Origin of the sequence: Actinomycetospora succinea, assembly GCF_004363095.1 — a bacterium.
In the GTDB taxonomy this organism is placed as follows: Bacteria; Actinomycetota; Actinomycetes; order Mycobacteriales; family Pseudonocardiaceae; genus Actinomycetospora; species Actinomycetospora succinea.
Map to the genome: position 1 here is coordinate 728,656 of NZ_SNYO01000001.1, position 13,072 is coordinate 741,727.

General features: G+C 73.3%; 13 protein-coding genes. 6 read left to right on the forward strand and 7 right to left on the reverse strand.

Going from position 1 to position 13,072, the window contains the following annotated elements; genetic code table 11:
• Positions 1–17 precede the first annotated feature (17 nt).
• Positions 18–248: a hypothetical protein gene (locus tag EV188_RS03430; protein WP_133824786.1), complete on the reverse strand. Its 231-nt coding sequence runs from the start codon at positions 246–248 to the stop codon at positions 18–20.
• Positions 249–316: 68 nt separating this feature from the next.
• Between EV188_RS03430 and EV188_RS03435 the strand changes: the two genes are divergently transcribed.
• A complete protein-coding gene (locus EV188_RS03435) occupies positions 317–1,063 on the forward strand; it encodes an enoyl-CoA hydratase/isomerase family protein (protein WP_166659699.1) in 747 nt (248 codons plus the stop codon).
• A gap of 85 nt (positions 1,064–1,148) precedes the next feature.
• Positions 1,149–1,871, forward strand: coding sequence for a DUF3159 domain-containing protein (locus EV188_RS03440; RefSeq protein WP_133824788.1), 723 nt, complete (start codon positions 1,149–1,151; stop codon positions 1,869–1,871).
• 9 nt (positions 1,872–1,880) lie between these two features.
• On the opposite strand, the gene EV188_RS03445 is transcribed toward EV188_RS03440, so the two are convergent.
• Positions 1,881–2,531: a TetR/AcrR family transcriptional regulator gene (locus tag EV188_RS03445; RefSeq protein ID WP_133824789.1), complete on the reverse strand. Its 651-nt coding sequence runs from the start codon at positions 2,529–2,531 to the stop codon at positions 1,881–1,883.
• Positions 2,532–2,660: 129 nt separating this feature from the next.
• Between EV188_RS03445 and EV188_RS03450 the strand changes: the two genes are divergently transcribed.
• The 3 genes from EV188_RS03450 to EV188_RS03460 are packed head-to-tail and all read left to right on the forward strand — an operon-like array spanning position 2,661 to position 5,691.
• Positions 2,661–3,926, forward strand: a complete 1,266-nt coding sequence (locus tag EV188_RS03450) for an MFS transporter (RefSeq protein ID WP_133824790.1) — start codon at positions 2,661–2,663, stop codon at positions 3,924–3,926.
• Positions 3,923–4,876, forward strand: coding sequence for a fumarylacetoacetate hydrolase family protein (locus EV188_RS03455; protein ID WP_133824791.1), 954 nt, complete (start codon positions 3,923–3,925; stop codon positions 4,874–4,876). Before EV188_RS03450 ends, EV188_RS03455 begins: the two co-directional genes overlap by 4 nt.
• 14 nt (positions 4,877–4,890) lie before the next feature.
• Positions 4,891–5,691, forward strand: coding sequence for a cyclase family protein (locus EV188_RS03460; RefSeq protein WP_133824792.1), 801 nt, complete (start codon positions 4,891–4,893; stop codon positions 5,689–5,691).
• 5 nt (positions 5,692–5,696) lie between these two features.
• Here the strand turns inward: EV188_RS03460 and EV188_RS03465 are convergent, their stop codons facing one another.
• The 5 genes from EV188_RS03465 to glnT are packed head-to-tail and all read right to left on the reverse strand — an operon-like array spanning position 5,697 to position 12,130.
• Complete coding sequence (locus EV188_RS03465) at positions 5,697–6,332, reverse strand: sarcosine oxidase subunit gamma (protein ID WP_133824793.1); 636 nt, start codon at positions 6,330–6,332, stop codon at positions 5,697–5,699.
• Positions 6,325–9,153 (reverse strand): 2Fe-2S iron-sulfur cluster-binding protein, encoded by a 2,829-nt coding sequence (locus EV188_RS03470; protein WP_243741447.1) that lies wholly within the window; start codon positions 9,151–9,153, stop codon positions 6,325–6,327. Before EV188_RS03470 ends, EV188_RS03465 begins: the two co-directional genes overlap by 8 nt.
• Positions 9,150–9,416 (reverse strand): sarcosine oxidase subunit delta, encoded by a 267-nt coding sequence (locus tag EV188_RS03475; protein WP_133824794.1) that lies wholly within the window; start codon positions 9,414–9,416, stop codon positions 9,150–9,152. Before EV188_RS03475 ends, EV188_RS03470 begins: the two co-directional genes overlap by 4 nt.
• Positions 9,417–9,461: 45 nt before the next feature.
• On the reverse strand, positions 9,462–10,739 hold the full coding sequence (locus EV188_RS03480; RefSeq protein ID WP_133824795.1) for a sarcosine oxidase subunit beta family protein: 1,278 nt from the start codon (positions 10,737–10,739) through the stop codon (positions 9,462–9,464).
• Between the two features lie 32 nt (positions 10,740–10,771).
• Positions 10,772–12,130, reverse strand: a complete 1,359-nt coding sequence (gene glnT, locus EV188_RS03485; protein ID WP_133824796.1) for a type III glutamate--ammonia ligase — start codon at positions 12,128–12,130, stop codon at positions 10,772–10,774.
• A gap of 174 nt (positions 12,131–12,304) precedes the next feature.
• On the opposite strand from glnT, the gene EV188_RS03490 reads away from it, so the two are divergent.
• Positions 12,305–13,027, forward strand: coding sequence for a FadR/GntR family transcriptional regulator (locus EV188_RS03490; RefSeq protein ID WP_133824797.1), 723 nt, complete (start codon positions 12,305–12,307; stop codon positions 13,025–13,027).
• The last annotated feature ends 45 nt before the right edge of the window (positions 13,028–13,072 follow it).

Consider the following 13,072-nt stretch of genomic DNA (forward strand, 5'->3'; position numbering starts at 1 on the left):
GAGCCGTGACGGAGATCTCAGTCGGCGGCGTCCCGCAGCGCCAGCACCACCCGCATCACGCGCTCGACGGCGGCGTCGAACAGCGCCCCGCGCAGCTCCCCGCGGTCGGACAGGTTCTGCGCGGCGAAGTCGACCGTCTGCTCCGGCCCGAGCCGGCGCACGAGCAGCGCCGCGACCTCGTCCAGGTCGAGCCCCGGGTGATCCAGCCGCGTGAGGGCGAACGCGACGATCAGCTCCTCGTCGGACACGGTGACCTCCCTCCCCGGGCCCCATCATGCGCACGTCGGCGACACCGAGGAACCCCGAGGAGAGTGGCATGGCTCGCGCGGAGCGCACGGACGACGTCCTGCACGTGACCTTCGACCGGCCGGAGAAGCGCAACGCCCTGCGCCGCGCCGACGTCGACGAGATCACCGGGCTGCTCGACGACCCCGGCCTGCGCGCCGTCGTGTTCCGCGGCGCCGGCGACCGGGCGTTCAGCGCCGGGGTCGACATCGGCGAGTTCCTCGCCCTCGACGGCCCGGACGCGGCGCGCTCGTTCATCACGGCGCTGCGCGACCTGCTCGCCGCGGTCCGGACGGTCCCGGCCGTGACGATCTGCGTGATCGACGGGCACTGCCTCGGCGGGGCGTTCGAGCTGGCGCTCGCCGCCGACCTGCGGGTGGTCAGCACCCGGGCCCGCTTCGGCCTGCCCGAGGTGCGGCTCGGCATCCCGTCGGTGATCGACGCCGCGCTGCTCCAGCAGTTCGTCGGCCTCGGCCACGCGAAGGAGATGATCCTGACCGGCGACGTCTACCCGGTCGACGCCCCGCAGGTCGCCGCCCTGTGCGGTCGGCCCATCGCGCCCGAGGGGCTCGAGGCGGCCGTCGCCGACCTGCTCGGCCGGGTCGGCGGCCACACCCGCACCGTCGTCGCGGCCCAGAAGCGGCTGTTCGAGACGTGGCAGAGCACGCCGCTGGCCGAGGGCGCGGCCCGCAGCATCGACGAGTTCGCCGGCGTCTTCGCCGCCGACGACACGCGCGCGGCGCTCGCCGCGTACCGGAGTTCTCTGGGCGCAGGGTGACCCGGACCACACCGCGCTTGAGTGTGCCGCAGCGGCACGGCCTTCCCTCGTCCCCATCGACGCCACAGAGCCCGGAGGGGACGACATGATCATCGAGCAGACGCGCCCCGTGCGCGAGGAGCACGACGCCGTCACCGCGCCGGTGCCGGTCGCCAGGCCGGAGGACGTGCCGACGACCGCGATCGCCGCGGCCCCGCCCACCTCGCCGGGGAAGGTGATCCTCGAGCAGATGGGCGGCTGGCCCGGGGTCGTCTACACCAACGTGCCCGCGATCGTCTTCTCGATCGCCAACGCCTCGGTCCCGCTGCTGACCAGCCTCGCCGTCGCGATGGCGTCCGCGGTCGCGCTCGCCGTGTTCCGTCTGACGGTGCGCAGGGAGAAGCTCGTCTCCGCCTCCGGCGGCATCATCGGCGTCGCGTTCGCCGGTGCGATCACCGTCTGGACCGGCACGGCGCGCGACTTCTTCCTCGTCGGCATCTGGCTGGCCTTCGCCGCCACCGTCGTCCTGGTCGGTTCGCTGGTGGTCCGCCGGCCCGTCACCGGGATGGCGTGGAGCTGGCTCTACGGCACGCAGTTCGCCTGGCGCGAGGACCGTGGATCCCGGCGCGCCCACGACGTGGCCACCGCGTTCGCGGCCGTCGTGTTCGCGGGGCGCTTCGCGGTCAACCAGTGGCTCTACCTCGCCGACTCCACCGGCGGTCTCGCCGCGGCCAAGGTCGTCACGGGCTTCCCCCTGACCGCCCTCATGGGCCTGGTCGTCATCTGGGCGTTCCGCCGCACGACGAAGCGCCTGATCAAGGCCCGGTAGAGCGCGCGGTCAGTGAGTCGTCGCCAGGGCGCCGTCGAGGACGGTGTCGAGGACGGAGGCGAGCTCCGCGGCGAGGTCGAAGGGCTCGGGGTCGATGGCGACCCAGCGCATGACGGCTGAGAAGTACCCGAGCGCCAGGAGGCGGCCGACCTGCTGCGGGGTGGCCGAGTCCGCCAGCGTCGCGCCGGCGTCCGACAGCAGCTCGGCAAGGTCCCGTGCGAGCGGGTGGTCGAGCAGGATGTCGGTCGACCGCACGCCGACGGGCATGATCGCCGCCGTCTCCACCCGGGTCTCGAGGTTGACCGCGGCGAGCGCCCGGAAGTAGCTCCCGAGCAGGGTGCGCGCTGACCGCCGCGTGCGGTCCGAGTCCTTGAACGACTGCGCCGCCTGCTGGCGCCGCCGCAGGGTCCACTCCTCGAGGAACGCGGCCTTGCGCGGGAAGTGGTTGAACACCGTCGTGCGGGCGAGGCCGGCGCGCTCGGCGATGTCGTCCATCGAGGTCTCCTCGAAGCCCCGCTCGACGAAGAGCTCCACCGCCGCCTCGAACATGCGGTCGCGGCGCTCGGTGCGCCCGCGCGTCCGGCGGGACGGCGGTGGCCCGGGCGTGGGGTCGGGATCCGCCACCAGCTCGCGGATCGTCGGCGCGGTGTCGAGGTTCATCGCCCCCAGTACACCACGAGCACACACGAAGTTGTACTCGGGTCTTGTTTCGTCGGGGGTCGGCCCTCTAGCGTCCGTCACCGCCCGAACTTGTACTCGGGTACGGATTCATGTCATCGAGGAGCACCGATGTCCCTCGCACCCCCCACCCCGTCGCCGGGCCCCGTCGGCGAGCTGCGCCGGCACTGGGCCGCGCTGACCGCGGCCACCGTCGGCATCGGCACCGGCGTCGCCGTGATGCCCTTCTACACGAACGGCCTGTTCATCCCGGCCCTCGAGGCCGAGTTCGGCTGGACCCGGTCCCAGCTGTCGTCCCTGGCCCTGGTCGGCGCCGTCATCACGATCCTGACCTCGCCCTTCGTCGGCGTCATCGTCGACCGGTTCGGCGTGCGCCTGCCCGGCGTGGTCTCGCTGGTCGTGCTCGGCGGTGCCTACTTCCTCCTGTCCGCGAGCGGCTCGTCGTTCGCCGGCTACCTCGCGATCTGGGTCGGCATGTACGTGCTGGCCGCCGCCTCGACGGCCGTGTCGTTCACGCGCACGGTCAACGAGCGTTTCGACCGCGCCCGCGGGCTCGCCCTCGGCATCGCGCTCGGCGGCGCCGGGCTCGTCGCGTTCGCCGTCCCGCAGATCCTCGGCGCGCAGATCGCCGAGGACTGGCGCGGCGGCTACCGGATCCTCGGCGTCGTCATCCTCGCCGGCGCGCTGCTCGTGCTGCTGCTGATGCCGCGCCACCGGCCGGTCGCGGCGCCGACCGACGAGGCCGCCCCGGCCTTCCGGATCGCGCCGCTGCTGCGCACCCCGCTCTTCGCCCGCCTCGCCGTCGCCTTCCTCGCGATCTCCCTGGCCGTCGGCGGCCTGACCGTGCACCTCGTCCCGCTGCTGCGCGACGCCGGCGTCGCCCCGTCTTCCGCGGCGGCGACCGCCGGGCTGGTGGGCATCGCGGTGATCGTCGGCCGGGTCATCAGCGGGCTGCTCGTCGACCGGTTCTTCGCCCCGCGCGTGATGGTCGGCGTCCTGCTCGTCGCCGCGCTCGGCTACGTCGCGCTCGTCGTCGGCGGGCCGACCTTCGCGAGCGCCGCGGCGGTCGGCGTCGGTCTGGCCCTGGGCGCCGAGGTCGACGTCGTCGGCTACCTCGTCGCCCGCTACTACGGCATGGCCGCCTACAGCCGGATGTTCGGCGTCTTCTACGCCGTGTTCACCCTCGGCGTCGGCGCGAGCCCGCTGATCATGGCCGCCGTCCGGGCCGGGACCGGGAGCTACACGGCCCCGCTGCTCGGCGCCGTCGCCCTGCTCGGCGTGGCCGTCCTGCTGCTCCTCACCGCGCCACGCTTCCCGAGCACGACCCCCGCGGCGGACGCCCCCGTCCCCGCGACGAGCACCGGAGGTGCGGCATGAAGTGGGTGACCTACGACGCGGGTGACGGCGCCCGGACCGGCCTGCTCGAGGGCGAGCTCGAGGGGGCGAAGGTCCACGGCCTGGCCGCCGGCACCACCCTGCTGTCCCTGCTCGGCGACGACGGCGAGCGCCTCGCCGCCGCGGGGGAGACGGCGCGCACCGACCCCGCCGAGGTCCGCCCGCTCGACGCGGTGCGGCTGCTCGCGCCGATCCCGCGGCCGCCGGCCGTCCGCGACGCGCTCTGCTTCCTCGACCACCTGCGCGGCTGCTACCGCGCCCTGGGTCGCCCGCCGGAGCTCCCGGAGGTGTGGTCGCAGACGCCCGCCTTCTACTTCGGCAACCCGGCGGCGGTCGTCGGGCCCCACGACGACGTCGCGATCTCGCCGGCGTGCGAGCTCTTCGACTTCGAGCTGGAGATCGGCGCCGTGATCGGGCGCGGCGGGCGCGACCTGCACCCCGACGACGCCGCGAGCCACATCGTCGGGCTCACCTTCTTCAACGACTGGTCGGGGCGCGACCTGCAGATCCGCGACATGGCCCACGGCATCGGGATGGGCAAGGCGAAGGACAGCGCGATCACGCTCGGGCCCGCGCTGGTCACCGTCGACGAGCTCGGTGCCGCCGCCGACGGGCGCTTCCCGGTCGAGGTGTCGGCGGCCGTGAACGGCACCGAGGTCGCCCGCGGCTCGCTCGCCGACGCCGACTGGTCGTTCGGGGAGATCCTCGCCTACGTCTCGCGCGGCACCGATCTCCTGCCCGGCGACGTCGTCGGCTCCGGCACGGTGCCGGGCGGCTGCCTGCTCGAGCACGTCGACACCCCCGACATCGCCGCGTTCTCCGGCTGGCTCCGGCCCGGCGACGTCGTCTCCCTGCGCTCGCCGGCGCTGGGGGAGACCGCCCAGACCATCCTCCCCGCGCCCGCCGTGACCCGGCTGCGCACGGGCTTCTAGATCCGGAGGCAACCGTGACGACGCTCGTCGACCTCACCCGCACCATGGACCCGGAGCGCCGCGCCCGGGTGCACGAGTCGTTCCGCGCGCTCGAGACCGTGATCGCGCCGCGCATCGATTACCTCCGCCCGGAGTCCGGCGGGCTCGACCGCATGACCTCGATCTTCGGGTGCGAGCCCTCCGACCTGCCCGACGGCGAGGGCTGGGGCGAGGACCTGCTCACCGACATGAACACCCACTGCGGCACCCACGTCGACGCCCCACTGCACAGCGGCAACCGGATCGAAGGCAGGCCGGCCCGGACGCTGTCCGACATCGGGCTCGACGAGCTCTTCCGCCCCGGCATGGTGCTCGACCTGCGGGAATGGGTGTCGCCGGGCGAGGCGATCCCGATCGAGGGCCTCGAGGCGGCGGTCAAGGCCACCGGCCGCGACATCGCCGACGGCGACGCCGTGCTGCTGCGCACCGGGCAGGAGGACTGGTACACCGTCGCCGATCCGGAGTACTTCAATTATCCGGGCATGACCGGCGAGACCACCCGCTGGCTGACCTCCCGCGGCGCCACGATCCTCGGCACCGACGCGATGGCGTGGGACCGCCCGTTCCCCGTGATGCGCCGCGCGTTCGAGGAGACCGGCGACCCCGCCCAGATCTGGGACGGGCACTTCGCCATCCGCGACAAGGAGGCGTTCATCGTCCAGCAGATGACCAACCTCGGTGCCCTGCCGCTGACCGGCTTCACGGTCGGCTTCTTCCCGATCAAGCTGCCGGGCACCAGCGCCGCCCCGGCCCGGGCGGTGGCGTTCGTGGACTGATCCGCTCAGCCCAGGCCGCGGAACCCCGTCATCTCCAGGCCCGAGCCGCGGCCGGCGTCGAGCAGGGCGTCGGCGAGGTACTGCCCCGACGAGCGCTCGACGTGCAGCAGGTAGCTCGGCACCCCGGAACGGTCGTCGCGCACGACGTCGGTGACGACCGCGGCGAGCGAGGTCCGCAGCGCCGCGCCGTCGGGCGTGACGGCGTCCGAGAAGTCGATCGCGCACACGCCGGCCAGGACACGGGCCGCCGTGGGGCCCGTCAGCCGGAGCAACGCCCGGCCGTGGGTGAGGTCGAGGACCGTCGTGAACTCGCCGGTGCGGGCGAGCCGCTGCTCGATCGACGCCCGCAGCGCGCTCGCCGTGCCGGGCGCCCCGAGCACCAGCCACTCGCCGGGCCCGGACCCGACGACCAGCACGTCACCGGTGCCGAGGTCGCCGCGCGCGGTCCGGCCGAGGCCGACGCCGAGGGCCGCGCGGCTCGCCCCGTCGAACGGGGCGCGGACGTGCACCTTCGCGAGCGGGGACTCGTCGGAGAGCGTGAGCGGCCCGGTCGCGACGCGGGCGTCGAGCTCCCACCCGTCGCGGACGACGGGGGTGGCGACGGCGACCGGGCCGCGGGCCAGGGGGGTCGTGTCAGACACGCTGACGCTCTCCTTCGGGGTCGACGTGGACGGCGTCGGTGATCTCGACGGTGATGTCGCGACCGTCGGGCAGGCGGACCGTGACCCGGGTCCCGACGGCGGCGAGCTCGCGGTCGATCTGCGCGAGCCCGATCGACCGGCCGAGCGTCGGTGACATGCGGCTCGACGTGATCCGGCCGGCGATCCCGCCGGAGCTGTCGAGGATCTGGCTGGCCTCCGGCGGCACGATCGACCCGTCGAGGGGACGCACGCCGACCAGGTGCGCGTGCTCGTCGCGCTCCCGCTGCCAGCGCAGCTCGGGCAGGCCGACGAAGTCGTCCTTGTCGAGCTTGATCAGGCCGTCGATGCCGGCGGTGTAGCCCTGGGTCAGCCCGTCGGTGTCCTGGGCGACGATGAAGTGGCCCTTCTCCAGGCGCAGGATGCGCTGGGCCTCGACCCCGAACGGCGTCACGCCGAGGTCGGCGCCCCGGGCCATGAGCTGCTCCCACACGTGCAGGCCGTACGAGGCCGGCACGTGGATCTCGTAGGACAGCTCGCCGGTGAACCCGATCCGCCACAGCACACAGTCGTCGACGCCGGCGACGCTGCCCTGCCGCACGTTCATGTAGCCGAACGCGTCGGCGGACAGATCGACGTCGGTCAGGCGTCCGAGCAGCTCGCGCGAGCGGGGTCCGGCGATGTTGATCGACGCGTAGGCGGTGGTGACCGGGGTGACGTGCACCTGCCAGTCGGGGTGGGCGGTCTGCAGCCAGTTCTCGACCCACTCCCACACCGTCGCCGCGCCCGAGGACGTGGTGGACATGAGGTAGTGGTCCTCGCCGAGGCGGCCGGTGACCCCGTCGTCCATGACGACGCCGTCCTCGGCGCACATCACCCCGTAGCGCACCCGCCCGAGCCCGAGCTTCGACCACTTGTTGACGTAGAGCAGGTTGAGCAGCTTCGGGACGTCGGGGCCCCGGAGGTCGAGCTTGCCGATGGGGGTGACGTCGATGATCCCGACGCCGGTCCGCACGGCGCGGACCTCGGCGGCGGGGTCGCCGTAGTGCTCGGGGCGGATCCACTGCCCGGCGACGAGCGGGGTGGCGCCGTGGCGGTCGTGCCAGGGCTGCATCGGCGAATGGCGCACCGGCTCGTGGGGCCGCCCGGCCAGCGCGCCCAGCGTGACCGGGGCGTAGACGGGACGCCAGGTGGTGGTGCCGGTCTCGGCGATGCTCTTCCCGGTGGCCGCGGCGACCAGCGCGACGGCGTTGACGGTCTCGAGCTTGCCCTGGGTGGGGCCCATGGTGACCGTCGTGTAGCGCTTGACCAGCTCGACCGAGTCGTAGCCCTCGGCGACCGCCGTGGTGATGTCCTTGGCGGACACGTCCTCGCAGAGGTCGACGAACCCGCCCGTGCCCGCGGTGAACAGCTCGGGGTGCGGCCGCGGGGCCAGCGAGGGGATCGTGACGGCCGGGCCGCCCCGGCCCGCGCGGCGGGCGGCCTCGCGCCCCACGGCGTCGGCGTGCTCCACGATGGCCTCGACGGTCGCGTCGCCGACGATCTCGCCGGCGGCGAGGACGTTGTCGGGCATCCGCGCGGGGTCGGGCCGGAACCGGGCCGCGGTGGGTTCGTAGACCGGGCGGTCGCCGGACTGGTTGAGCAGCGAGGTCGGCGCGGTCCAGCCGGTGGCGGTGACCAGCAGGTCGGCCTCGATGCGCCGGCCCTCGTTGGTCTCGACCGCGCGCAGCCCGCCCCGACCGTGCGCCCGGACGACGCCGCGGCGCTCGCGGGCGTCGAGCACCGCGGCCACCTCGACCCCGGCGCGCTCGAGGTCGGCGACCGCGAGGTCGCCCTCGGGGTTGGCGCTCATCACCACGGCCCGCTGCCCGGGCCGGACCGCGTAGAGGTTGACCAGCCGGCGGACCGCGGTGGAGAGCATGACGCCGGGCAGGTCGTTGCCCGCGAACACGTACGGGCGCTCGATCAGGCCGGGCGCGACGACGAGGGTCCCGGCGCGGGCCTTGATCAGGCGCTCGGCGACGCCCGGGAGGTTGCGCTGGGCGATGCCGACCCAGTTGTCGTCGTAGCGGCCGGTGACCACCGAGTCGGTGAGGACCTCGATGCCGGTCTCGGCGGCGACCTGCGCGCGGAGCTCGCCCAGCGCGGCGAGGTCGGCGGCGTCGCCCCAGCGCAGGTGCCCGCCGAGCTGGTGGTTCTCCTCGACCAGCATCACCGACGCCCCGGCCCGCGCGGCGGCGAGCGCGGCGGCCATGCCGGCGGGGCCGCCGCCGGCGACGAGGACGTCGGGGTGGGCGTGGCGGTGGTCGTAGAACGCCTCCCCGGGGTCGGGGGTGATCGCGCCGGCGTGCACGAAGCGCCGGAGGACCTTCTCGTAGAGCGGCCAGAGCGGCTCGGGCTTGATGAAGGTCTTGTAGTAGAAGCCGGTGGCCAGGAACCGGCCGGCGAGCTGGTTGACCGCCTTGACGTCGTACTTGAGCGACGGCCAGGTGTTCTGCGAGGACACCTCCATGCCGGGCTCGACGAGACGGTGCGCGCCGCGCACGTTGGGCTCGTCGCCGACCTGGAAGAAGGCCCCCGGGTCGAGGTAGTCGGCGGTCAGGAGGCCGCGCGGGCGGTGGTACTTGTAGCTCCGCGAGAACACCCGCACGCCGGCCGCGGCCAGCGCGGAGGCGATCGTGTCGCCGGGGAAGGCGCGGTGGTCCTCGCCGTTCCAGGTGAAGGGGATCGTGCGGCGGCGGTCGATGACCTCGCCCGGCTGGGGCCCCAGGCGCATCGAGACCGGGGCGTCGGCGCCGCGGCGCGTGGTGGGCAGCAGGCTCATCGGGCGACCCCCGTGGCCGAGTCGACGGCGGAGCGGACCTCGTTGGTGGCGGTGTCGCGCTCGACGGCGAGGTACCGCCGGCACCCGGCGCGGTGGTACCAGGTCTCCTTGACCGGCCCGCACGGGTTCGCGTGCATGAACAGGTAGCGGCGCCACTCCTCGGGCGTCGTGGACGCCGGGTCCGGGCGCGGACCGGCCTCGCCGACGTAGCGGAACTCGGTGGCATTGCGCGGCCCGCACCACGGGCACGGCAGCAGCATCATGGTCGAATCACCCCAGCGATACGAGAAGAACGGGTCTACGAGTGCTCAGTGGCCGACCGCGGCCGCGCCCTTCTCGCCGACGAGGCGCCCGTCGGTGAACCGGTCGAGCCCGAACGCCGAGATGATCTCCGGCGGCTTCCCGGACGCCAGGGTCGCGGCCATCGCCTCGCCGGAGACGGGGCCGGCCTTGAAGCCGTAGGTGCCCCAGCCGACGTCGACGTAGAAGCCCTCCACCGGGGTCGGGCCCATGATCGGGCTGTAGTCCGGGGTCATGTCGCAGAGCCCGGCCCACTGCCGCAGCAGCTTCATGCGGTGCAGCGCGGGCATCAGCTCCAGCACGTGCCCGGCGATGCCCTCGGTGAACTCGAGCGACCCGCGCATCGAGTACGACGCGAACGGGTCGACGCTCGCGCCGAACACCAGCTCGCCGCGGTCGGTCTGCGAGACGTAGACGTGCAGCGTGCCCGACACGACGACGGTGTCGAGGAACGGGCGCACCGGCTCGGTCACCGCGGCCTGCAGCGGGAAGGTCTGCACGGGCATCGACACCCCGGCCATGTCCGAGATCAGCGTTGCCCACCCGGCGGTGGCGTTGAGGACCACCGGCGTGGAGATGGGACCGCGGTTCGTCTGCACGCCGGTGACCCGGCCGTGGCTGACGTCGATCCCGGTGACCTCGGTCTGCTGGTGGATGTGCACGCCGTGCGCGTCCGCCCCGCGGGCGTAGCCCCAGACCACCGCGTCGTGGCGGACGATCCCGCCCGGCGGGTGGTAGAGCGCCCCGAGGATCGGATAGCGGGTGTCGGCCGAGGTGTCGAGGTACGGCACGAGCTTCTTGATCTCGTCGGGACCGATCACCGACGAGTCGACGCCCTGGAGCTTGTTGACCTCGGTGCGCCAGTGCATCGTGCGCAGCGAGGAGTCGTTGTGCGCCAGCGTCAGGTGCCCGCGCTGGGAGAACATGACGTTGTAGTTCAGGTCCGCGGCCAGGTGCTCGTAGAGCTTCACCGACCGGTCGTAGAACCGCACGCCCTCCGGGGTGAGGTAGTTCGAGCGCAGGATCGCCGTGTTGCGCCCCGACCCGCCCGACCCGATGTAGGCCTTGTCCAGGACGGCGACCTTGCGCATCCCGTGGTCGCGCGCCAGGTAGTAGGCGGTCGCCAGACCGTGCACCCCGCCACCGATGATCACGGCGTCGTAGGACGACTCGAGGTCGTGCTCGCGCCAGGCGCGCGGCCACCCCGACTTCGGGGTCAGCCCGTGGCGCACCAGGCTCCACGCCGAGTAGCGGGAGTGTCCGCCGTGTCCGTTGTTCGAGCTCACCCGGGGGTCCTCTCGCGAAGGTGTCGGTCGGCTCAGGCCTGGGTCAGGTACCGCCGGACCTCCCAGTCCGACACCGACGCGTGGTACTCGTCGAACTCGGCCTGCTTGACCGCGGCGTAGTAGTCGATGAAGTCGCCGCCCGAGGTCTTGCCGAGCGCGGCGCGCAGGACGTCGTCGGCCACGAGCTCCTCGACGGCGCGGTCGAGCGTCTTCGGCAGGTGCTTGATGCCGCGGGCGCGCACCTCGTCGGAGTGCAGCGCGAAGAGGTTGTCGTCGGTGCACGCGCCCGGGTCGATCTCGCGGTCGATGCCGTCGAGGCCGGCCGCGAGCAGCGCGGTGGCGGCGAGATACGGGTTGGCCGAGCCGTCGACGCCGCGGTGCTCGATGCGCCCGCCCTCGGGCACCCGCAGCATCACCGTGCGGTTGTTGCCGCCGTAGGCGACGTAGGCCGGCGCCCAGGTCGAGCCCGAGGTGGGGGCGCCGACGCCGATGCGCTTGTAGGAGTTGACGGTCGGGCAGATGATCCCGGCGACCGCGCGGCCGTGCTCGATCAGCCCGCCCAGGTAGTGGCGGGCGGTGGGGGAGAGGCCGAGGGAGTCCGACTCGTCGTCGAACAGCGCCGTGCCGTCCTGCGTCCAGAGGCTCTGGTGGATGTGCAGGCCGTTGCCCGTGACGGTGCTGAACGGCTTGGGCATGAACGTCGCGACCATGCCGGCGTCGTGCGCCAGCATGTGGACCATGTAGCGGAAGAAGATCGTGCGGTCCGCGGTGGTCAGCGCGTCGGAGTACTTCCAGTTGTTCTCGAACTGGCCGGTGCCGTCCTCGTGGTCGTTCGCGTAGTTGCCCCAGCCGAGGGTGTTGAGGTGGCGCGACACCGTCGAGAGGTGGTCCCACATCCGCGTCAGGCCCTTGACCTCGTAGCAGGGCTTGGCGGCGGTGTCGTGCGGGTCGGCGAACTCCAGCGACCCGTCCTCGCGGCGGCGCAGCAGGCTGTACTCGAGCTCGGTGCCGGTCTTGAACACCCAGCCGCGCTTGTCCGCGAGCTCGGCGAGCTGGCGCTTGAGGATCACGCGCGGCGCGTACGGCCAGGGCTTGCCCTCGACGTGCGGGTCGCAGTGCAGCACCGCGACGCCGGGCTTCCAGGGCAGCGGGGTGTACGACGCGGGGTCCGGGACGACGAGGACGTCCGGGTCGGCGGGCGACTGGCCGAGGTCGCCGGCGGCGTAGCCCGCGAATCCGGCGCCGCCGTCCATGAGCAGGTCGAAGGACGAGAACGGGATCGCCTTGGCGCACGGCTTGCCGTGCAGGTCGACGAACATCGCGAGGAAGAACTCGATGCCGTCGGCCTCGGCACGTTCCCGCAGGTCGTTCCGTGCGCTGTCGCTGCCCATGCCGGGCCTCCCTCTGCCGCGCCGACGGCGGATCAAGGTGTGGACTTAGAACCTTTGGAGAGGCAACCGTGACCGGGGAGGAGTGTCAACCCCGTCACATCCCAGCGAACGGTTCGCCGCGGCCCGGGATCTCGACCCGACACACAGGGTGACCAGGCGCGCTAGTCTCGCGGCATGGCCCGGCAGGTCACCTCCACCTCGCTGACCCAGGCGGTGGCCGACCACCTGCGCATGCGCATCCACCGCGGAGACGTCAGCCCGGGTGAGCGCCTGCCCGCCGAACGCGAGCTCGCCGAGCAGCTCGGCGTCGCCCGGATCAGCCTCCGGGAGGCGATCCGGCAGCTCCGCGAGGACGGCTACGTCGAGGTCCGGCGGGGCTCCACCGGGGGCACGTACGTCACCGAGCTGCGCCGTCCCGCGGAGGCCTGGCGTGCCCGGATGCGCGAGCAGGCCGGCGAGATCGACGACATCCTCGACTTCCGCATCGCGCTCGAGACGCAGACCGCCGCGCTCGCCGCGCACCGGAAGACCGAGGTCACGCTGGCCCCGGTGCAGGAGTCGCTCGGGGCGCTGCGGGACGTCATCGGGCGCACCGCGTTCCGCCAGGCCGACTCCCGCTTCCACGTCGCCCTGGCCCGCGCGGCGGGCAACGAGCGCCTCACCGACGCCGTCGAGACCGCCCGCGGCGAGCTCTTCAGCCCCCGCGACCTGCTGCCGTTCCGCGAGCCGGTCGAGGAGACGCTCCGTGATCACCAGGCGATCTTCGAGGCGGTCCGCGACGGTGACGCCGACCGTGCCGCCGAGGCGATGCGGGCGCACCTCGAAGGGGCGCGCCGCCAGCTGCGGGCCATCGTGTTCGGCGCCGACGACGACGACCCGGCGTGGTCGTCCGTCTGACCCGATCCGGGCCTGTCCGTTTCACACGGGGTTGACACGGTGTGG